The organism is Streptomyces alboflavus (assembly GCF_000716675.1).
Classification (GTDB): domain Bacteria; phylum Actinomycetota; class Actinomycetes; order Streptomycetales; family Streptomycetaceae; genus Streptomyces; species Streptomyces alboflavus.
Window position 1 is genome coordinate 43,520 of the sequence record NZ_JNXT01000010.1, and the last position, 18,609, is coordinate 62,128.

The 18,609-nt window shown below is 69.7% G+C and carries 21 protein-coding genes, 3 tRNA genes and 1 pseudogene; 6 read left to right on the plus strand and 19 right to left on the minus strand.

The window, feature by feature from the left end:
• Positions 1 to 40: 40 nt before the first annotated feature.
• The 8 genes from OO63_RS10220 to OO63_RS10255 form a co-directional block, all read right to left on the minus strand.
• Complete coding sequence (locus tag OO63_RS10220; RefSeq protein ID WP_030359040.1) at positions 41 to 1,096, minus strand: UDP-N-acetylmuramate dehydrogenase; 1,056 nt, start codon at positions 1,094 to 1,096, stop codon at positions 41 to 43.
• Between the two features lie 186 nt (positions 1,097 to 1,282).
• Positions 1,283 to 2,716: a DHA2 family efflux MFS transporter permease subunit gene (locus OO63_RS10225; RefSeq protein WP_030359041.1), complete on the minus strand. Its 1,434-nt coding sequence runs from the start codon at positions 2,714 to 2,716 to the stop codon at positions 1,283 to 1,285.
• 128 nt (positions 2,717 to 2,844) lie between these two features.
• On the minus strand, positions 2,845 to 3,417 hold the full coding sequence (locus OO63_RS10230) for a TetR/AcrR family transcriptional regulator (protein ID WP_030359042.1): 573 nt from the start codon (positions 3,415 to 3,417) through the stop codon (positions 2,845 to 2,847).
• Positions 3,418 to 3,590: 173 nt separating this feature from the next.
• Entirely contained in the window at positions 3,591 to 4,019 is a 429-nt protein-coding gene (locus tag OO63_RS10235) for a MaoC family dehydratase (RefSeq protein WP_030359043.1), read from the minus strand.
• A gap of 2 nt (positions 4,020 to 4,021) precedes the next feature.
• Positions 4,022 to 4,486 carry a MaoC family dehydratase N-terminal domain-containing protein gene (locus tag OO63_RS10240; protein WP_030359044.1) on the minus strand — a complete coding sequence of 155 codons (465 nt, stop codon included), beginning with the start codon at positions 4,484 to 4,486 and terminating at the stop codon, positions 4,022 to 4,024.
• Between the two features lie 129 nt (positions 4,487 to 4,615).
• Entirely contained in the window at positions 4,616 to 4,780 is a 165-nt protein-coding gene (gene rpmG, locus OO63_RS10245) for a 50S ribosomal protein L33 (RefSeq protein WP_003956487.1), read from the minus strand.
• An 89-nt stretch (positions 4,781 to 4,869) separates the two neighbouring features.
• A tRNA-Met gene (locus tag OO63_RS10250) sits at positions 4,870 to 4,942 on the minus strand.
• Positions 4,943 to 4,992: 50 nt separating this feature from the next.
• A tRNA-Thr gene (locus OO63_RS10255) sits at positions 4,993 to 5,065 on the minus strand.
• 302 nt (positions 5,066 to 5,367) lie between these two features.
• On the opposite strand from OO63_RS10255, the gene OO63_RS10260 reads away from it, so the two are divergent.
• Positions 5,368 to 6,780, plus strand: a complete 1,413-nt coding sequence (locus OO63_RS10260; protein ID WP_030359045.1) for an amidohydrolase family protein — start codon at positions 5,368 to 5,370, stop codon at positions 6,778 to 6,780.
• A gap of 97 nt (positions 6,781 to 6,877) precedes the next feature.
• The gene (locus tag OO63_RS10265; protein ID WP_030359046.1) at positions 6,878 to 7,534 is read left to right on the plus strand and encodes an SDR family oxidoreductase; all 657 of its coding nucleotides are present in this window, start codon (positions 6,878 to 6,880) and stop codon (positions 7,532 to 7,534) included.
• Positions 7,535 to 7,604: 70 nt separating this feature from the next.
• Here the strand turns inward: OO63_RS10265 and OO63_RS10270 are convergent, their stop codons facing one another.
• Both OO63_RS10270 and OO63_RS10275 read right to left on the minus strand, forming a co-directional pair.
• Positions 7,605 to 7,829, minus strand: a complete 225-nt coding sequence (locus OO63_RS10270) for a hypothetical protein (protein WP_033263997.1) — start codon at positions 7,827 to 7,829, stop codon at positions 7,605 to 7,607.
• Between the two features lie 162 nt (positions 7,830 to 7,991).
• Positions 7,992 to 8,073: transfer RNA gene (locus tag OO63_RS10275), tRNA-Tyr, on the minus strand.
• 202 nt (positions 8,074 to 8,275) lie between these two features.
• On the opposite strand from OO63_RS10275, the gene OO63_RS10280 reads away from it, so the two are divergent.
• Positions 8,276 to 8,764: a YajQ family cyclic di-GMP-binding protein gene (locus tag OO63_RS10280; protein WP_030359047.1), complete on the plus strand. Its 489-nt coding sequence runs from the start codon at positions 8,276 to 8,278 to the stop codon at positions 8,762 to 8,764.
• A 300-nt stretch (positions 8,765 to 9,064) separates the two neighbouring features.
• Here OO63_RS10280 and OO63_RS10285 read toward each other — a convergent pair whose 3' ends face one another.
• The 6 genes and pseudogenes from OO63_RS10285 to OO63_RS10310 form a co-directional block, all read right to left on the minus strand.
• Positions 9,065 to 9,871: a phosphotransferase gene (locus OO63_RS10285; RefSeq protein ID WP_051810721.1), complete on the minus strand. Its 807-nt coding sequence runs from the start codon at positions 9,869 to 9,871 to the stop codon at positions 9,065 to 9,067.
• Between the two features lie 101 nt (positions 9,872 to 9,972).
• Positions 9,973 to 10,443, minus strand: a complete 471-nt coding sequence (locus tag OO63_RS10290; RefSeq protein ID WP_030359049.1) for a glycine-rich domain-containing protein — start codon at positions 10,441 to 10,443, stop codon at positions 9,973 to 9,975.
• A gap of 141 nt (positions 10,444 to 10,584) precedes the next feature.
• Complete coding sequence (locus tag OO63_RS46700; RefSeq protein ID WP_234311206.1) at positions 10,585 to 11,070, minus strand: hypothetical protein; 486 nt, start codon at positions 11,068 to 11,070, stop codon at positions 10,585 to 10,587.
• A gap of 55 nt (positions 11,071 to 11,125) precedes the next feature.
• Positions 11,126 to 12,355: a helix-turn-helix domain-containing protein gene (locus OO63_RS10300; RefSeq protein ID WP_030359051.1), complete on the minus strand. Its 1,230-nt coding sequence runs from the start codon at positions 12,353 to 12,355 to the stop codon at positions 11,126 to 11,128.
• Positions 12,356 to 12,765: 410 nt separating this feature from the next.
• Positions 12,766 to 13,032, minus strand: coding sequence for a GlsB/YeaQ/YmgE family stress response membrane protein (locus tag OO63_RS10305; RefSeq protein WP_030359052.1), 267 nt, complete (start codon positions 13,030 to 13,032; stop codon positions 12,766 to 12,768).
• Positions 13,033 to 13,219: 187 nt separating this feature from the next.
• Positions 13,220 to 13,579 (minus strand): annotated as a pseudogene (locus OO63_RS10310) (YccF domain-containing protein); the annotation flags it as partial.
• Between the two features lie 120 nt (positions 13,580 to 13,699).
• Here OO63_RS10310 and OO63_RS10315 point away from each other — a divergent pair.
• Positions 13,700 to 14,140, plus strand: a complete 441-nt coding sequence (locus OO63_RS10315; protein ID WP_051810722.1) for a YccF domain-containing protein — start codon at positions 13,700 to 13,702, stop codon at positions 14,138 to 14,140.
• Between the two features lie 90 nt (positions 14,141 to 14,230).
• Here the strand turns inward: OO63_RS10315 and OO63_RS43360 are convergent, their stop codons facing one another.
• The 3 genes from OO63_RS43360 to OO63_RS10330 form a co-directional block, all read right to left on the minus strand.
• Complete coding sequence (locus tag OO63_RS43360) at positions 14,231 to 14,722, minus strand: hypothetical protein (RefSeq protein WP_051810723.1); 492 nt, start codon at positions 14,720 to 14,722, stop codon at positions 14,231 to 14,233.
• Positions 14,719 to 15,411 carry a hypothetical protein gene (locus tag OO63_RS10325; protein ID WP_234311207.1) on the minus strand — a complete coding sequence of 231 codons (693 nt, stop codon included), beginning with the start codon at positions 15,409 to 15,411 and terminating at the stop codon, positions 14,719 to 14,721. The genes OO63_RS43360 and OO63_RS10325 overlap by 4 nt, the downstream gene beginning before the upstream one ends.
• A gap of 138 nt (positions 15,412 to 15,549) precedes the next feature.
• Positions 15,550 to 16,026: a hypothetical protein gene (locus OO63_RS10330; RefSeq protein WP_051810724.1), complete on the minus strand. Its 477-nt coding sequence runs from the start codon at positions 16,024 to 16,026 to the stop codon at positions 15,550 to 15,552.
• Between the two features lie 1,167 nt (positions 16,027 to 17,193).
• On the opposite strand from OO63_RS10330, the gene OO63_RS10340 reads away from it, so the two are divergent.
• Together OO63_RS10340 and OO63_RS42135 are read left to right on the plus strand one after the other, a co-directional pair.
• Positions 17,194 to 17,799, plus strand: coding sequence for a sporulation delaying protein family toxin (locus OO63_RS10340; protein WP_030359059.1), 606 nt, complete (start codon positions 17,194 to 17,196; stop codon positions 17,797 to 17,799).
• 187 nt (positions 17,800 to 17,986) lie between these two features.
• Positions 17,987 to 18,583 (plus strand): sporulation delaying protein family toxin, encoded by a 597-nt coding sequence (locus OO63_RS42135; RefSeq protein ID WP_051810725.1) that lies wholly within the window; start codon positions 17,987 to 17,989, stop codon positions 18,581 to 18,583.
• Positions 18,584 to 18,609 lie beyond the last annotated feature (26 nt).

Consider the following 18,609-nt stretch of genomic DNA (forward strand, 5'->3'; position numbering starts at 1 on the left):
GGGCCTGCGAGCCCCACAGGCTCCGGAGGCTTCGGGCGCCCTACAGGCTGACGCCCACCGTCACCGGCTCGTTGACCAGCGTGATGCCGAAGGCGTCCCGGACGCCCGCGACGACCTCGCGGGCCAGGGCGAGGAGGTCCTCCGTGGTGGCGTCGCCGCGGTTGGTGAGGGCCAGGGTGTGCTTGGTGGAGATGCGGGCCGGGCCCTGGCCGTAGCCCTTGGTGAAGCCGGCCTTGTCGATGAGCCAGGCCGCGGAGGTCTTCACGCGGCCGTCGCCCGCCGGGTACGCGGGCGGCGCGACGTCCGGGCCGAGCCGCTCGGCCACGCGCGCGTGGAAGACGGCGAACTGCTCGTCGGTGAGGATCGGGTTGGTGAAGAACGACCCGGCCGACCAGCTGTCGTGGTCCTCGGGGTCGAGCACCATGCCTTTGGCCGCGCGCAGCTTCAGGACGGTCTCGCGGGCCACGGCGGCGGGCACCCGGTCCCCGGCCTCGACGCCGAGCGTGCGGGCCGTCTCCGGGTAGGCGATCGGGGCGCTCATCCCGCCCGCGTCCTCCAGCTGGAAGCGGACGCGCAGGACGACGAAGCGGTCGGGTTCGGCCTTGAAGCGGCTGTGGCGGTAAGAGAAGTCACAGTCCGCGTTCGCGATGGTGACGGTCTCGCGGTCCTTGCGGTCGTACGCGATCACTTCGGTGATCGTCGAGGAGACCTCCTGGCCGTACGCGCCCACGTTCTGGATCGGCGTCGCGCCCGCGGAGCCGGGGATACCGGCCAGGCACTCGATGCCCGCGAGGCCCGCGTCGACAGTGCGCGCCACGGCGTCCGTCCAGACCTCACCGGCCGCGAGCTCCAGGCGGGTGCCGTCCAGGGCGAAGCCGGTGGTGGCGATGCGCAGGGCGGTGCCGTCGAAGCCCTTGTCACCGATGACGAGGTTCGACCCGCCGCCGACGATCAGCAGCGGGGTCCCGGAGTCGTCGGCTTCGCGGACGGCGGCGACCACCTCGGCGTCGGTCGTCGCGGTGATCAGCCGAGCGGCGGGCCCACCGAGCCGAAAGGTGGTGAGCGGGGCAAGGGGGGCGTCGTGAAGTACCTGCACGCCCCCCAGGGTACGGCCGACACAACAATGGCCTGCGGGCACGCCCCTGGGACACCCAAGCGCCGGACGGGGCGATGAAGCCCGTCCGGCGCTTGAGGACGAGGCAGTCAAAGCCCGTCCGGCGTTTGAGGACGAGGCCCGAAGGGCCAACAGGGGGGAGAGGGGCGCAGCCCCATAGGGCCCCCGTCACACAGACACAGGCACCCGCTCCTCAGCCGAGGCCACCGAGGCACCCCCGCCGGCGCTCCCCCGCCGGGGATGCAGGCCCGCGGCGACAGCCCCAAGAGCGACCACCCCGGCCCCCACCCACAGGGCAGGCTCCAGCCCGTCCACGAACGCCCGCGGCGACTCGTACCCGCCCTGCGAGGAGAAGACCGAGGCCATCAGGGCGACACCGAGCGCCCCGCCCACCTCCCGCAGCGCGTTGTTCGCGCCGGAGGCGATGCCCTGCTCGGACGGCCGGACGCTGGCCATGACCAGGGCGGCGGCCGGGGCGAAGTACAGGGCCATGCCGACGCCGCTGATGATCAGGGCGGGCAGCTGGGCGGCGTAGGACACGTCGGGCGACAGGACGACCGCGAACCAGCCGAGGCCGATGGCCTGGAGGGCGAGCCCCGCGGTGACGATGGGGCGGCCGCCGACGCGGTCGGAGAGGTAGCCCGCGATCGGCGCGACGATCATCGGCATGCCGGTCCAGGGCAGCATCCGCAGCCCCGCCTCGGTCGGCGAGTAGTGGAGCACCCCTTGGAGGAATTGGCTGAGCAGGAAGATCGAGCCGAACATGCCGACGAACATGAACAGGCTGGCCGCGTTGATCGCGGAGAACGCGCGGCTGCGGAAGAGCCGCATCGGCAGCATCGGGTTCTTGGCGCGGATGCCGTGGCGCACGAAGCCGGCGAGCAGCACGGCACCGGCGATCAGGCCGGTCAGGACGGGGGCGCTGGTCCAGCCGTCGATGTTGCCGCGGATCAAGGCGTAGACGATGCCGAAGAGGCCGCCGCTGGCGAGCAGGGTGCCGGTGAAGTCGAGCGGGGCGCCGGTGCCGTACGACTCCGAGAGGCGCATCCGGGCGAGGGGCAGCAGGGCGAGACCCAGCGGGACGTTCAGCCAGAAGATCCACTGCCAGGAGACGTGCTCGGTGAGCGCGCCCCCGATGAGCGGCCCGCTGGCGACCGCGAGGCCGTTGACGGCGCCCCAGATCCCGAACGCCATGCCGCGCTTGGCCGCCGGTACGGCGGCCGTGAGCAGCGTCAGGGTGAGCGGCATCATGATCGCGGAGCCGACTCCCTGTATCGCGCGGGCGGCGATCAGTTCGTTGATGCCGGGGGCGAGGGCCGCCGCGGCGGAGGCGGCGGTGAAGATCGAGAGGCCGACGCCGAAGAGCTTGCGGCGCCCGAACCTGTCCCCCAGGGCCGCGCCGAACATCAGCAGCACGGCGAAGGTGAGGGTGTAGGCGCTCACCGTCCATTCGAGGTCTTCCAGGTGGCCGCCCAGGTCCTCGCGAATGGAGGGCAGTGCGGTGGTGACGACGAGGTTGTCGAGAGCCGCCATGAAGCCGGCGACGCTGGTGATGACGAGGGCCCAGACGGTTCCCCCGCGGGACCCTGCTTGCTGTGACATGTCTCCCCCGGACGGTGAGTGTCGGATGTCAGGTTAGTAATTGATGACTAACTTTCGCGGGCATGACGAGGCGCGAGCCTCGCACCGCGACTACGTGCCTACTGGGGCTGCTGCGACCACCACGGCCGCTACGGCTGCGTGGACTTCTCCTGGGGCTGGGCCGACATGTAGAAGCCCTCCCAGACCCTGTGGTCGGCGGGGAACTTCAGGGCCGACAGGACGTTGACGAGCATTCCGTAGGCCATGAACGTCGTCGTCTCGTTCACATCCGCCCCGAGCGGCAGATGCGCGGCCTCCCAGATCTCCATCCAGCCGGCGCGCACCATCTCGCCGAACTCGTGGTCCCCGGCGGCGTCGGCGGCCGCCACGGCCACGTACGTCTGGAGCTGCATCTGGAGCTTGTCGGGGTCGTCCGCGATGAGCTGCGAGTACGCGACGGCCATGGCGTGCAGGGCCTCCTCGCCGTGCAGTCCCTCGCTCGCCTTCTCGAAGACCTTGCGGGTGTCCTCCAGGCAGCGCGCCGACGCCGCCAGGAAGATCGCCTTCTTGCCCGGGAAGAGCCGGAAGAGATAGGGCTGCGAGACTCCGACGCGCTTGGCGATCGCCTCGGTCGACGTCCCGTGATACCCACCACGGGCGAATTCGCTCATCGCCGCGCGGATGACGCTCTCGCGCCTCTCCTCTGCGCTCATCCTGACCATGCAGCTAAGTTAGTGCCTAATCACTAACTTAGTCAAGGGGTGCTCTCCGAAGGCGAGCGGGGCACGAGTCGGCGAGGCATGAGTAACCGGCGAGGTAAGAGGCATGAGTAAGGGGCGCCCGCAATGGCGGACGCCCCTTACTACGGACCGGACCACTGGCCTGTGGCCGCCCCTCAGGCCAGCCGTACGACCGCCCGGGACATGCCGAGCACCTTCTGGTCGCCGCTCTTGGCCAGGAGGTCGACCCGCACCTGCTGGTCGTCGAGGAGCGCGGCGACCTTCGCGCTGACCTCGATGGTGGCGCCCTTGTCGTCGTTCGGGACCACGACGGGCTTGGTGAAGCGCACGCCGTACTCGACGACGGCGGCCGGGTCGCCCGCCCAGTCCGTCACGACGCGGATGGCCTCGGCCATCGTGAACATGCCGTGCGCGATGACGTCGGGCAGCCCGACCTCGACCGCGAACTTCTCGTTCCAGTGGATCGGGTTGAAGTCACCGGAGGCGCCCGCGTACCGCACGAGGGTGGCGCGGGTCACCGGGAAGGTCTGGGCCGGGAGTTCGGTGCCGACCTCGACGTCGGCGTATGCGATCTTCGCGGTCATGGTCAGGCCCCCTCTGCGGCGGGCTCGGCCGCGCGTGCGACGAGCTTGGTCCAGGCGGTCACGACGTGCTCTCCGGCGGCGTCGTGGACCTCGCCGCGGATGTCCAGGATGTCGTTGCCGGCGAGCGACTTGATGTTCTCGATGGTGGAGGTCACCGTCAGCCGGTCACCCGCGTACACGGGGCGCGTGTACGCGAACTTCTGGTCGCCGTGCACGACTCGGCTGTAGTCGAGACCCAGCTGCGGGTCCTCGATGACCAGGCCCGCCGCCTTGAAGGTGATCGCGAACACAAAGGTCGGCGGGGCGAGCACGTCGGGGTGGCCGAGCGCCTTGGCGGCTTCCGGGTCGGCGTACGCGGGATTGGCGTCACCCACCGCGACCGCGAATTCGCGGATCTTCTCGCGGCCGACCTCGTAGGGGTCGGTGGGCGGATAGGACCGCCCCACGAAGGACTGGTCGAGCGCCATGGCTCGGCACCTCCTGGCAGCTGGGTTCTCTTGAGGGACCGGACGGCCGCCGCTGGGACGGATCAGGTCCGGAAACGCCTCGAGGCCGCCCCCGAGTGATCGGGGGCGGCCTCGAGTACTAGCCTGTTTTTATCGCGTTTCGCGGTGCGCGGTGTGCGAGTTGCAACGCGGGCAGTGCTTCTTCATCTCCAGTCGGTCCGGGTTGTTACGCCGGTTCTTCTTGGTGATGTAGTTCCGCTCCTTGCACTCCACGCAGGCCAGCGTGATCTTCGGGCGGACGTCGGTGGCAGCCACGTGAGTGCTCCTTGACGGACGGATGGACGGATGAACGCATAAAAGAGTAGCCGATCGAAGGACCGACCCCACAATCGGCTACTGAAGGGTAGCGGTGACCGGACTTGAACCGGTGACACAGCGATTATGAGCCGCTTGCTCTACCGACTGAGCTACACCGCTGCGATGCGCTTCGGCCCCTCGCCCGAGAGCGAGGAACCTTCACACATCAGAGCCCCAATGCGGAATCGAACCGCAGACCTTCTCCTTACCATGGAGACGCTCTACCGACTGAGCTATTGGGGCGAGCGATGAAGACATTACACGCTCGCCCGCCGATCGCCCAAATCCGTTTCGCCAGGGCCGTCCGGGGGCATGGCAGCGCCCCTCAAAAGGCCTTCTCACCCGCCCCACCAGGGATCACCAGGCCCTCGCACCACAGCAGTACGACTATTGCGCTCCTCCGCGAAGCGGGCTCCCCGCCGTCCTAGGCTCGACCCGCGCTGCGTGATCTTGCGTGCCTCGACGCCGCCGTCCACGCGCGCCCTCGGGTCGCGTCCCGGCACGCCTCGAGCCGCCTGCAGCCGCCCCCGAGCACCAGGAGCGCGATGCCTGACAGCCAGCCGCAGCAGCCCTCTTCGCCCGACTCCCCCGGCCCCGGGGAGTCGCCCGGCTCCCGGGACGCCCGCGCCCCCCAGAGCGCTGCGGGCTCCCCGCCACCGTCGCCCGCCCCGGGCCCGTCACCCGCCCCGTCACCCGCCGCACCGCCCTCCACCGCGCCTTCCCCCTCCGCGCTGCTGCTCTGTGGGGCGCGCCTGACGGACGGCAGGACCGTGGACGTACGGCTCGGTGAGGGCCGTATCGAGGCCGTCGGCACGGCGGGCAGCCTGGCCGCGCACGGCGGGCGCGTGGACCTGAGCGGCCATCTCCTGCTGCCCGCGGCGGCGGAGCCCCACGCGCACAGCGACACGGCCCTCAGCGCCCTCACGGAGGGCCCCGTCCCCGGGGACGTCCAGGACGTGCAGCGGCGTGCCACCGAGGCGGCCCTGCTGCAGCTCGGGCACGGGGCGACGGCGCTGCGCTCGCACGTGCGGATCGGTGACGTCCAGGGCCTGGACTCGCTGCACGCGGTCCTCCAGGCGCGGCGCTCGCTGCGGGGGCTCGTCGACCTCTCCGTAGTGGCGGTGCCGCGCCTGCTGACCGGGGTGGCGGGCGCCGACGGGATGGCGATGCTGCGGGACGCGGTGCGGATGGGCGCCTCCGTAGTGGGCGGTTGTCCGGATCTGGACCCCGATCCGACGGGGTACGCGGAGGCGGTGCTCGGCCTCGCGGCGGAGCACGGCTGCGCGGTCGACCTGCATACGGACGGCGGGGATCCGGCTCGTCTCGCACGGCTCGCGGCGGCGGCAGGAGGGTTGCGGCCGGGGGTGGCGATCGGGCCGTGCGGCGGGCTCGGGCGGCTGCCCTCCGACGTGGCGGCGCGGACCGCGGAGCAGCTGGCGGCGGCCGGCGTGACGGTGGTGTGCCTGCCGCAGGGCGACTGCGGCGGGGCCGGGCACGGGGCGCGGGCGGGGGCCGCGCACGCGGGGGTGGCGGACGGCGGAGCGGTCCCGGTGCGGCTGTTGCGGGCCGCCGGGGTGCGGGTCGCGGCGGGCAGCGGGGCGCTGCGGGACATGGCGAACCCGGTGGGCCGCGGGGATCCGCTGGAGGCGGCGTACCTCCTCGCGTCCCGGCAGGGGCTGCGCCCCGAGGAGGCCTACGACGCGGTGAGTTCGGCGGCGCGGGCGGCGATGGGGCTGGCCGAGGTCAGGGTGGAGGCGGGGTTCCCCGCGGAGCTCCTCGCGGTGCGCGGCGACACCCTCGCCGGGGCGCTGTCGCTGGCGTACAGCCGCGTGGTGGTGCACAGGGGGCGCGTGGTGGCGCGGACCAGCGCGGTGCGGGAGTACTGCGACTCGGCGGCCGCGGTGGCGCTGGATCTGCCGCGGCAGGGGCGGGGGAAGGGGGGCGGGGTGGTCTCGTGAGGGGACGTACGCCTCCCGGGCGTGGGCCGTACGGCATGTGGCCTGGTGACGGGCGTTCCGGCCGCGATCACGTGCGGGCTGCCGTACGGTCGGGAGCATGCGCATTGTCATCGCTGGAGGTCATGGTCAGATCGCGCTGCGGCTGGAGCGACTGCTCGCCGCGCGCGGTGACGAAGCCGCAGGGCTCATCCGCAACCCCGCGCACGAGGCCGATCTCCGGGACGCCGGCGCCGAACCGGTGCTGTGCGACCTGGAGTCGGCGTCCGTGGAGGAGGTCGCCCGGCATCTGGAGGGCGCGGACGCCGCGGTGTTCGCGGCGGGCGCGGGGCCCGGCAGCGGGGCGGACCGCAAGAACACGGTGGACCGTGACGCCGCCGTCCTGTTCGCGGACGCCGCGGAGCGGGCCGGGGCGCGTCGGTACATCGTGGTGTCGTCGATGGGCGCGGATCCCGACCACCCCGGCGACGAGATCTTCGACGCCTATCTGCGGGCCAAGGGCGAGGCCGACGCGTACGTACGCGGCCGTGCCGCCCTGGACTGGACGGTCCTGCGTCCCGGCATGCTGACGGACGACGCGGGCACGGGCCTCGTGCGTCTGGAGGCGTCGACCGGCCGGGGCCCGATCCCGCGCGACGACGTGGCGGCGGTGCTCGCGGAGCTCCTGGAGACCCCGGCGACGGCGGGGCTCACTCTCGAACTCGTCAGCGGCTCGACGCCGGTGTCGGTGGCGGCGAAGGCGGTCGCGGGCAACTGACGGGTGCCGCTGTCCGGTGACGGGTGCCGCTGTCCTGTCCGGTGACGGGTGCCGCTGTCCTGTCCGGGCGTCAGAACAGCGGCAGCTGCCCCGGGAACTCCGGCACCACGTACCCGTCGAGCGCGGGCTGCGCGGCGCCGAGCTGGGCGTGCTGCCGGGACCCGGGGCACGAGACGAGATCCCCGGCGCCACGCGGCCCCGGCGGATCGTGGCGGGCGAACCTGCCGCCCACGACCGCGATTTCTCGACGGCACACCGGGCAGTGTCTGCGACGGGACGAGCTGGACGACGACATACGTCCCAGTGTGCCCACGCCGGAGCCGGACCTGCGGGAACCGACCCCTGGACCGGGAAACGAACCGGCCCCTGAGTACCTCCTCTGAGTGCCTCTGAGCCCAGGAAACGAGAAGACCCCCTCCGCTTGCTTCTCAGCAAGACGGAGAGGGTCTCCTTCATGTGGCGGCGCCAGGATTCGAACCTGGGAAGGCGAAGCCGGCAGATTTACAGTCTGCTCCCTTTGGCCGCTCGGGCACACCGCCAGGGATTGCCGCCTGGGGCTGTCCGCTCTCGCGGTGCTCCGTGGCAACGACGTAAACGATACCTGATGACCGGGGGTGCTTCGCCACCCGATTGATCGGCACCCGGAGGGGAGGCAGTGGCTAGGCTTTACGGATGCGGTCGGCGACTAGAAGGCCGTGTACCCGCTGAGTACGCAGACCCCGATACAAGGAGCCACAGGACATGGCCGACTCCAGTTTCGACATCGTCTCGAAGGTCGAGCGGCAGGAGGTCGACAACGCCCTCAACCAGACGGGCAAGGAGATCTCACAGCGCTACGACTTCAAGAACGTCGGTGCTTCGATCTCCTGGTCCGGCGAGAAGATCTTGATGGAGGCCAACTCGGAGGACCGGGTCAACGCGATCCTCGACGTCTTCCAGTCCAAGCTGATCAAGCGTGGCATCTCCCTGAAGGCGCTGGACGCGGGCGAGCCGCAGCTGTCCGGTAAGGAGTACAAGATCTTCGCCACGATCCAGGAGGGCATCTCCCAGGAGAACGCGAAGAAGGTGGCGAAGATCATTCGCGACGAGGGCCCGAAGGGCGTCAAGGCGCAGGTCCAGGGCGAGGAGCTGCGGGTCAGCTCCAAGAGCCGTGACGACCTGCAGGCCGTGCAGGCGCTCCTGAAGGGCCAGGACTTCGACTTCGCGCTGCAGTTCGTGAACTACCGGTAATCAACCGGTCTGACCTGCACGGACGTTGCTACGCAGACTTCACAGGGCACAACGGGGGCACATCGCCGAGGACAGCCTCGACGGCGGCCCGCGTTGTGCCCTCGTCTCGCCCGCTGCGGGGTCGACGTACGTCCGCGGTCGAGGTCCGCCTTGACGGTGGCCGCGCGGTCTCGGCGTCGGCCTTCTTGTCGAAGTTCTCCTTGCGCTGCTTGCCGCTCGCGTCACACCGACGGACCTGCCTGCCGCCCGTGCGACCGGTCGAACCTCCACTCACGCGCGCGAGGCTGACGCGCCCACACCTCACGCCCTGATCGGCCCCCGGTGCGCGGCCCACGACCGGGCGGCGGCCGTGAGCGCAGCGCGGTGCGGCAGCGGGGCTGCGCGCTCCATGTCCGCCCACGCGGCAAGCACGGTGCGCGCGAACGCCCCGACGTCGGACGGGTCGGCTTGGCGGTAGGCGGGCACCTGCCGGGCGACGGCCTCGGCCTGCTCGGGGGTGTGGCCGGAGGAGATGAGGCGCAGGACGGCGAACGCCGTGTCGGCCCACGCGGGCGCAGGGCAGGCAAGTGCCCAGTCCAGCAACCGCAGTCGGTCGTCGGCGGTCACCAGCATGTTCAGCGGGGACAGGTCCGTATGGGCAAGGGAGCGTCCTTGCAGCCCGGCCGGGATGCCGTCGGGCAGGAAGTCGACCCACCGTGTGTGCAGCGGCTTCTTCCGCAAGGTCTCGGGCCACGGCACCTCGGACACGGCGGTGAGCGTACGGACGAGCGAGGTGACGTCGGGCGAGCCGGGTGAGAGGTCAGGGTGGCGGCCGTCGACGTACTCGTAGCCGATGAGCAGCCACCCGGCGGCCTCGACGTCCCACAGCACCCGGGGTGCGAGCGGAGCGTGCAGTGTCGCCTGCGCCTCATGCCGGTACACCCACGCCGACGGGTCGTCGAGCCGCGTGCCCTTCACGAACTGTCGCCCCGAGCGGGTGTGCACCGTGCAGGCGAGGCGGGACATCACCCCGTGGCTGGCCGTCTCGGCCCGCGCGACCGGCCCCGTGTGACGCTCGGCGGCACGGCGTACAGCCGACGGCAGGTCATGCCATGAGGTGCGGTCCACCCTGCGTTCCCCTCTTCGGTCACGTCAGACGAACGGGACCGGTCTCCGGTCCGGCCACAGAGTGGCACAGACCGGAGACCGGCGTGGGGGCGTGCCGAGCGTCAGACCGGCTTCGGACTGTTCGGGCTGTCGCTGCACCCGGCGTGGCACTGCGTACAGTCCGCGAGTTTCAGCTCGGGCCAGAACTCCATGTCGAGTTCGTACCCGGCGAGCGTGATCGCGTCCACAGTGCGCTCACGCAGGGCCTTGCCGCCGCCGTGCTCGCTCTTGTCGAGGAAGCCCGGCTGGTGGTGGACGAACGCACCGAACGTCTGCGCGCAGAAGTCCTGATACGCCTTGGTGTGGAGCAGGAAGGCGTGCCAGAAGTCGTCCACCAGGGGCGAGGGGCTGAGCAGCTTGTCGCTGTGAGCACTCGCCGCGACGAACGCGAGCATCTGTCCGACGCCCCGGTCTGCCTTCTCCTCGGTCAGGTCGGGGAACCTGCCGCGCATGTTGGCCACGAGGGTCGCCCGCAGCTCGGCGCTGATCAGCCTCCGCGCGTCGATCGTGGCGCGCTCTTGGATGGTGGTCACGTTCCTTGCCTCCTTGAGTCGGTGGTGCAACGGACGTGTGGGTGGTGCGCGACTGCGGCCAGGCGCTACGGCGCGCGCCACAGCCGCCCTCGCCCACCGCAGGGCTGTCCGGTCACGCGGCGGGCGGGGAGTCCTATGGCGTCATGCAAGCGGGGAGTCGGGCGCGGAGAGCGCGGCGCGTGTCGCGCGTTCACTGCTCAGCCGCTTCCCGTTGCGCTGATCGATGAGGCGGCCGACCTGGTGGGCCCAGACCTCCATCTGATCAGGGGTGAGGATGAGCGTCGCCTCGCCGGCTCCGCCGTCCTCGTAGTGGACCTGGACAGGCAGGGACCCTTGTTGTGCCCGCGAGTCGTAGACCGCGTCCCGTCGTATCGGTGTGACGTGGGTGGCCCGGGCGGGAACGGGGCGCAGCGTCGTGCCGTCGGCAGGAGCGGACCAGTCGTCACCGCCGCCGGGCGGGCGCAGGTGGTAGGTGCGCCGCTCCTCGTCGGGCAGGGCGACAACGACACCGATCCGTCCGTCTCGGGCGGCATCCCGCGCGAGGTCGCCGAGTCGGGGGATGAAGGGGGCTGCTGTGCCTAACTCCCCACCCTGGGAAGGGAGATGAGGTGTTGGTCGTGGCGTCATGCCCCGACGCTAGGAGCGCGTCAGGGGCCCAATATGAGGGCGAGGAATACGATCCTCATCCGTCCAGGTGGAAGCGGTCGGACATGCGGCGCAGCTTCTCGCGTGTGGCCGCGCGTTCGGCGTAGACGATGCTGCGGAGCGTCGAGCGAGCGATGGGGTGGTTGCGCACGAGCTGCGGAGCGATCCGCTCGGCGGTCTCCAACTCGGCGAGTGCCTTGTCCCGGCTGCCGTCCCACAGCCACGCTCGCGCCAGGTCCATGTGGTGGTGCCCCTGGCGGGAGTTGGGGAGGGCGGCGACCAGCTCAGGGCTGGTGCGGCGGTTTATGGCGAGGGCCTTGGCCTGCTCCCCCGTCTCCAGGGCCACGCTGATCGCGTGGATCTGCACGTTGCCGGGCGAGAAGGTGACTGAGTGGCGGTCGTAGACCGGTGGCCCCTGGTAGCCGCGCATGCGGTCGGCGGCAGCACGCGCGTGGCTGATGCGGTCGTCGGCCTCGGACGGCCGTCCTGCGCGCGCTGCTGATACGGCGGCCCGGAGTTGGAGCGAGCCCCACATCCGCAGGGCGAGCGGGGCGCCCCGGTCGTAGTCCTCCTGGAGGCTGGCCAGTGCCTTGTCCGACAGGGCGATTGAGTCGGCCCAGTCCGCCGTTGCCCACATGTCCCAGACTCGCATCCAGTCGGCGAGCGAGGGCATGACGGGGTCGCCGGAGAGGCGAGCGGACCACGCGGCGCGCTCGGCGGCCATGGCGATCAACTCGGCATGACCGAGGGCGTGCGCGGCGGTGTGGGCGAACTTGCAGGCGACCGCGTACACCGCGTACGCCTCTTCGCGCTCATGGCCCGTGGCCGCCTCGGCGAGCGCGCGTGCCTCGCGCAGCAGGTCGGGCAGAACGCGCAGGATCGCGACGTTGGCCGCAGCGTCCCGCAGACGGTGCAGGCGGGTCATCTCCCGCCACAGCTCACCGGACGGCCGAGGCATGCCGTCGAATACCGGGGTGAGGTCGTAGCGGCGCAATTCCCGCATGATCGATGCCGCAGCAACCTGCCACTGGTTCTCGGCCGGACTACTCGTGTACGGCCGCCCGATCAGGTCGTTGGGATGGACGTGCAGCTCGGCGGCGATCGCGTTGAGCAGCCCCACGCGATCGAGTTCGATCTGCCCGCGCTCCATCTTGGACACCCACCCCTGGGTCTTCCCCAGTGCGGCGGCGAGGTCCGCCTGCGGCATCCCCAGGCGCAGACGCGCCCGGCGTGCGCGGCGGCCGATCTCCTCGGCTTCCTCCAGCATCAGCGCACCCTCCAGACTGCGGCGGGCCCGCTGCACTCGTGCCGTCGGCAGGGCATAGGGGCACCATCCGTTCGGGCCTGTCCCTCAGCACGGTACCCATGCCCGCGGTGGAGCGACGAGATACCCATGCCCCCGTCTCGCACCGCGGAAGGCGGGGCGTGAACGGTCGTGCCCCGAGGGCACACCCAGGGCACAAGACCGAGAAAGGGCCCGGAAAGCGGCGGCAACTACTGGAGGTAGTTTTCGCAGCTCACGGGCCCTTTCGGGGCTAGCTCGCAGGCCAGACGATCATGCGGGAAGTTCGTGAACTACCGGTAGTTCGTGGGCCGTTCGGTCCGCCGAGGTACGACGGAGGGCGGGCACCCGGATCGGGTGCCCGCCCTTGCTGCTGGCTGCAGTCTGTGTCGTCGTCAGCGGCGCGAGTGGCCGAAGAGGATGCGGTAGGCGATCAGGAGGACGAGGGAGCCGCCGATGGCCGCGGCCCAGGTCGCGCCGTCGAAGAAGTGGTCGGCTATCGGGCGGTCGAGGAAGCGCGCGGAGATCCAGCCGCCTACGAAGGCTCCCGCGACGCCGATCAGCGTCGTACCGATGAAGCCGCCCGGGTCGCGGCCCGGGAGCAGGAGCTTGGCGGTGGCACCGGCGAGCAGCCCTAGAACGATCCAGCTGATGATGCCCATGGTGACCTGCCTTTGCGTGCTGTAGTGCGGGTGGCTCTTCGTACCTTTTCGTGGGGTGTTGTCCTCAAGGACGTTGTGGGGGGCGTGCGCGGTTCCCGGGCGCCGTGCGGGTGCGGCGCATGACACAGCGGTGACCGTGGGGTCTGGTGTGGTTGGTGGGACGTTCCGGCGGGGCGTCGGGCCCTCGTCACCAGTCGCGCTTCTCGTCCCGGTTCGCCGGGGGCAGGGTGCCTGCGGGGGCGGGGGCGCCCGTCGGGCCGGCGGTGAACGGCTCGTCCGTGGGCACGATGTCGCGGCCCAAGGGCAGCAACGAGATGGGGATCATCTTGAAGTTGGCGAGGCCCAGCGGGATGCCGATGATCGTGACGCAGAGCAGCAGGCCGGTGAAGATGTGGCCGAGGGCGAGCCACCAGCCCGCGAGGATCAGCCAGAGGACGTTGCCGATCAGCGAGGGCGCGCCCGCGTCCGCGCGCTCGACCGCCTTGCGCCCGAAGGGCCACAGTGCGAACAGGCCGATGCGGAACGACGCGAGGCCGAACGGGATGGTTGCGCAACACTCCGCATGAGCATGTACGGCCGTTCCGGTTCGGGTCGCACATCTGAATGACCAGATCGGGTACTACTGGTGGGGCCGGGTACGAGCGGTGGCCGCGAAGGAGAAACGATCGTGAAGCTGATCCTGAACATCATCTGGTTGATCTTCTGCGGAATCTGGATGGCATTGGCGTACACCGTCGCGGCGCTCATCTGCTTCGTGTTGATCGTGACCATCCCGTTTGGCATCGCCGCGCTGCGCATCGCTGGCTTTGCGCTCTGGCCGTTCGGCCGTACGACGGTCGAGAAGCCCACGGCAGGGGTGGCCTCACTCATCGGAAACGTGGTCTGGATCATCGTCGCGGGCTGGTGGCTGACCATCGGCCACATCGTCACCGGAGTCCTGCTGTGCCTCACGGTCATCGGCATCCCGCTGGGCCTCGCCAACTTCAAGTTGATCCCGATTTCACTCATGCCGCTTGGTCGCGACATCGTCCCCACGGACCAGCCGTTCAGCGCGGCATCTGTTCGCGGCCCGGCTCCGGCAGGCCACCCTCAGAACCCCGGCTGGTAGCCCGCGCGGCAAGACGGGAAAGCTAACGGGCTGTGCCCCGCACCTGCTTCGAGGTGCGGGGCACAGTTGGTGCTGCGCAGACGGATGCGTCTACTTCGCAACCTTGCTGACGCGCCAACCGACCATGCCCCTGACTCCGGGCAGCCCGCTCGTGTCGATCTCCAGATTGCTTCGCGATCCCACAGTGCGCTGCGTCACCGGGACGCCGTCGCAGTCCACGGTTTCGCGAGTGTGCTTTTCCGCACGGATGGACAGGCTGATCTTGCCCTTCCCGGCGCAAGCGACCGCCACCTGGTACGACCTTCCCGGGGACAGCTTCGGTCGTGTGTGAACACCGTCGCTGACACGTTCGAGGCCGGATTCGACCAACGTGCCGGTGTCCTCGAGTTCGTCCGTGCCCAGCGCCTCCTTCACGCGCTGGCCGAGCTTCGGATCGTCCTGGACGCGTGCGGTCCTGGTGGGCTTTGGGCTGCCCTTTTCGGTTGACTCCCCCGACCTGTCCGAGTCACCCGAGCATCCGGCGACGAGCGCGAGGGTCAGCGTGGTGCAGAGGGCCCATGCGTACCGCTGTGGGGTACTCATGAACTCGTCGACCAGTATCGCCAGCCGGTCGACTTGGTGGGGAGCTTCGCCGAGCCTGACCCAAGCTTCACCTTGCCGCAACGGTCCGCACTCGTCGCGTACTTGGTCCACTTGACGTTGTATCCCCATGAGCCGTACTGCAAGTGGCCGTACTTGCGGGCAGGAATGTCGTGGCTGTATTCGTGGCCGACAGTGACCCCTACCTCGCCGACGACCTTGACGCCGAACGTCACCTTGGACTTGGCGATGATGGCATTGGTGCTGGCTTCAACGCTGCCGCTCAACTCGACACCGATCTTGCCGGACTTCTCGACCTTGACCTTCATCGTGCCGCCGGGGCCGTCCTTGAACGTGGTGCCGTTCCAGCGCGAAGGTACGTGGTAATTCTTCTTGCTGGTGATCTTGTACCACTTCTTGTACGGGTAGTCGCACCGGGGCGGGGCGGACGCGTCATCGCTCACCTCGGGCAGAGCGTCGAGCTTGTCCTCGCTGGCTACTTCCTCTGCCGACATGCTGGGGCCTTCCACCACGCTGTCGGCAGTCTCCTCGGTGGCGATCTGCTCGGAGCTGACCTCCTCGGGCGCCGCGTCCGCAGCGGATTCCTCGGCGTTGGCAGTGGCCGCCAGCGACGTAGTGAGGACAAGAGCCGCAGCCGGTATGAGCACACGCCGCATCGACGTTCTGCGCATGGTTTTCCCCCTCTTAGTTTCGCCTGGTCAGGCGGGTCGGGGAAAACGTATAGCTACTCACCGGTCACGGTCGATCACTGAGTGGATCTTCTGAGTAAGAATTGAGACAGCGGCGGAGGAGCCGCCTGGGTCTGCGCGTCAGAAGGGCAGTTCCGGCCTGGCTGCGCCGCGCTTGATGGTTGTGATCTGCTCGTGGAAGTCGCGCGCTGTGGCTTCGCGGGGGTAGCGGGAGCGGAGTTCTCTGTCCAACTCGTCCGCGACCAAGAGCAGGGACGGGAGCGACTTCCGGTTGGCTTCAAGGGCTGCGGTACCCATGCCCACCGCTTCCTCGATCTCGCCAGTGCGAGCGGCGGCAACTCCGAGGGTGAGGCGGGCCTCTGCCGCGCGCATGGGCGAGATCTCGGTTCCGTCGGGTCCCGTGCTGATCCGGATCACTGACCGGGCGTGGGTGGCGGCGCGCTCGTCGTCTCCGAGGAGGCGGTAGGCATCCATCTCGTAGAAGTCCCACTTGTCCGGGTCGATGATGAAGTGGTGCTCGGGGTGGTCCGGACGCGGAAGCCGTTGCCTCGTCGCCGATCCGGAGCGCTGACGCCGTGACCGACGAGCGGCCGCCATAGCGACCTCCGGCCCGTCGCTGCCTGTACGCCCTCCTGCGCACCGGGGAGGAGTGGGCGACGAGCCGGATTTGCAGCTGGTTGCCGACCCAGCCCGGCTGCGAGGAGCGCGGCTCCTTCGGACGCCTCGGGAGCTCCCTTCCTGAGGAGTGGCCGCGCTTCACAACCTCATACCGAGACCGGACCACCCCCGCGCCTGGCAGCAACTGGGGTGGTCCGGGAGAGGGACGCAGCGGTCCCCGGTTCCTGATGGTGCCGGGCCGCTGTCGTGCATCTGGGCCTTGGCCAAAGGGAGTTGAGGATCCGCTATCCAGATCAAGGCAGAGGTGGGCAGGGTGACTGGCGCGGGTGAGGACTGGCTGAGCGACGGCCTCGACGTGGCGGGCGATGACTGCGGTCTGTGGGTTTCCGGCGTGGACTACGTGACGGGCCGGCGCGATGCACGGGAGGCTGCTGGTCGGCTGAACCGCGCGCTCTTTGGCGCAGGCTTCGGTCTGTCGGAGGTGCGGGCGGTCGCGTCGACGGGGGCGACGGTCGCGGGGTCGTGTGCGTCACGGGCTGACCGAGAGCGGTGGACCGCCTTGCCGGGTTCCTGAAGTCGGCCACTGGCACGGACGGCGGTGTGGCATGAGGTGCCTTTTCGCTGATGAGCGCCGCAGGTGGGCACGTCGCCGGCCGCAGAGGCTTTGGGCGGGAGCTGCCATGGGGCGAGTGAACAGGGGGCCTTACCGCGCGACATTTGAGTCAAAGTGACTTCGTATGGCGCTTAACCGGTGAGCCGGTTGGCTCTGCCGCAGTGTTTGCGGGAGCAGGGGCCAACCCTTCTGACGAACCTCCACAACAAGACCTCTTGCCAGGACCTCGGCGCTACCTCGCACCATGCGACCCCGAATGTTCCATGTGTCACATGGCCAAGGAGGCCCACCATCACGGGGCCACCAGCCACGTCGAACTCAGATCGACGGCCTGAGCGGCACTCATTCAATTTTTCATGCCATAGCCCTTCAGCGGTGCAGCACAACAGGCCGCCTCATTCACGCCAGAGCTACATGCGGCATGACCGATTCCGGGCTTTGCGTATGCGACGTTCCATCCGAGGATTCGTGAAGTTGCCTGATTGATCGAAGGCAACGCGAACAAGTGGACTCAATCGACTAGGGAGAGCTCTGTGCGTTCCAAGCGCTTCATAGCCGGCGTCGCAACCCTGGCGTCCGTCGGACTCGTCGGTGGTATCGCCTCACAGGCGATGGCCGACAGCAGCACCCCCGCCGCGATCACCGCCGAGGACGGCCGTGCCCTCTACGCGGGCGCGTTCTTCCTTCAAGGGGAGACGGGCAAGGACCTGGCCGGGTCACCGTACTTCAACGGCTCCGCCACGGTCCTCAAGGAGAACAACACGGCCAAGGCGAAGGCCGCGGTCGCCAAGGTCCTGGACAGGATCGAGGCGGACCGACCCGGGTTCTTCAAGAGCTTCGGCCAGCAGCTGTCCTCGGGGGACCCGCGCCTGGTCGAGGCCGGCCTCATCGAGGGCGGCAAGGCCCTCGGTGAGGTGGCGAAGACCGAGACGTTCAAGAAGGAGCTCGGCGACGGGAAGGGCCTCGTCGTGACCGCGGTCAACGTCGTCGCTGCCGTGAACGTCGTCACCTCCGTGGCCGCCGTCAACGTTGCCGCCGTGTACAACAGGGTCAAGTTGTGGGCGCCGCCGCAGAACTCCGGCAGCGGCATCGCCAAGGAGAAGGCCATCGCCGACCTGACCCAGCGTCTGGCGGCCTGACGCTCACGTCGCCGGCCCTTGGCCGGGGCCGGTGACGTGAGGTGATTCCCCGGGGCGCACAGCTTGGTCCCTTTCGCTGTGCGCCCCGCTTCCCGTGCAGTGTCCCGGCCGGAGTGTCCTTCCACGAGCGCTCCGGCCGGTATGTCCACGAGAGGAGAACTCTTCGGTGAAGCGTATCGCCGTATCCATGGTCGCTGTAGGGGCAGCCGTCGGACTCGCCGTTCCGGCCGCCGCGGAGGGCCGGTCCCTCGCCACCGCCCACGCAGTGGCCCCTCCGCCCGATGACGGGCGGAAGCTGTTCGCCGGCCTGTACTTCGGTCAGGGCGAGGTGGCCGAGAAGCTGTCCCGCAGTCAGCTGTTCGACGTCCCCGAGAATCAGGCGGCCAGGGCCAACAGCCCCGACGCGCTGCGGCACGCCGCACGTGTCCTCGACCGGATGGAGGCGGTCGAGCCGGGCTTCTTCGCCGCGTTCGCCGACGACCTGCGGTCGGGTGATCCGCGCCGGGCCCAGTCCGCGCTGTCCCTGCCGATCGACGCTCCCGCAGCCGGCAGCGCCGGAAAGGGAACCTGTCTCGACATCGTGACGAACCTGACGGTCGTCACGCAGGGCGCACTGATCATCAACCTGCAGAACATCGCAGTCAAGCCGCCTCAGGACGGCACGGGCAGCGGCCAGGGCGCGCGCCTCGTCCCCCTCCGTGCCATCGCACAGGCCATGACCAGTGACGGGCTCGGCAAGGAGAAGGTCACAGCCGAGCTCACGCGGGCCCTCAAGGACGCCTGATCCGCACGCCAACGCAAGGCCGGCCG

Coding starts and splice junctions, on each gene's coding strand:
- OO63_RS10225 (WP_030359041.1), bottom strand. CDS start 2,716: ATGTCACAGCAAGCAGGGTCCCGCGGGGGAACCGTCTGGGCCCTCGTC.
- OO63_RS10230 (WP_030359042.1), bottom strand. CDS start 3,417: ATGGTCAGGATGAGCGCAGAGGAGAGGCGCGAGAGCGTCATCCGCGCG.
- OO63_RS10235 (WP_030359043.1), bottom strand. CDS start 4,019: ATGACCGCGAAGATCGCATACGCCGACGTCGAGGTCGGCACCGAACTC.
- OO63_RS10240 (WP_030359044.1), bottom strand. CDS start 4,486: ATGGCGCTCGACCAGTCCTTCGTGGGGCGGTCCTATCCGCCCACCGAC.
- OO63_RS10260 (WP_030359045.1), top strand. CDS start 5,368: ATGCCTGACAGCCAGCCGCAGCAGCCCTCTTCGCCCGACTCCCCCGGC.
- OO63_RS10265 (WP_030359046.1), top strand. CDS start 6,878: ATGCGCATTGTCATCGCTGGAGGTCATGGTCAGATCGCGCTGCGGCTG.
- OO63_RS10270 (WP_033263997.1), bottom strand. CDS start 7,829: ATGTCGTCGTCCAGCTCGTCCCGTCGCAGACACTGCCCGGTGTGCCGT.
- OO63_RS10280 (WP_030359047.1), top strand. CDS start 8,276: ATGGCCGACTCCAGTTTCGACATCGTCTCGAAGGTCGAGCGGCAGGAG.
- OO63_RS46700 (WP_234311206.1), bottom strand. CDS start 11,070: ATGACGCCACGACCAACACCTCATCTCCCTTCCCAGGGTGGGGAGTTA.
- OO63_RS10300 (WP_030359051.1), bottom strand. CDS start 12,355: ATGCTGGAGGAAGCCGAGGAGATCGGCCGCCGCGCACGCCGGGCGCGT.
- OO63_RS10305 (WP_030359052.1), bottom strand. CDS start 13,032: ATGGGCATCATCAGCTGGATCGTTCTAGGGCTGCTCGCCGGTGCCACC.
- OO63_RS43360 (WP_051810723.1), bottom strand. CDS start 14,722: ATGAGTACCCCACAGCGGTACGCATGGGCCCTCTGCACCACGCTGACC.
- OO63_RS10325 (WP_234311207.1), bottom strand. CDS start 15,411: ATGCGCAGAACGTCGATGCGGCGTGTGCTCATACCGGCTGCGGCTCTT.
- OO63_RS10330 (WP_051810724.1), bottom strand. CDS start 16,026: ATGGCGGCCGCTCGTCGGTCACGGCGTCAGCGCTCCGGATCGGCGACG.
- OO63_RS42135 (WP_051810725.1), top strand. CDS start 17,987: ATGGTCGCTGTAGGGGCAGCCGTCGGACTCGCCGTTCCGGCCGCCGCG.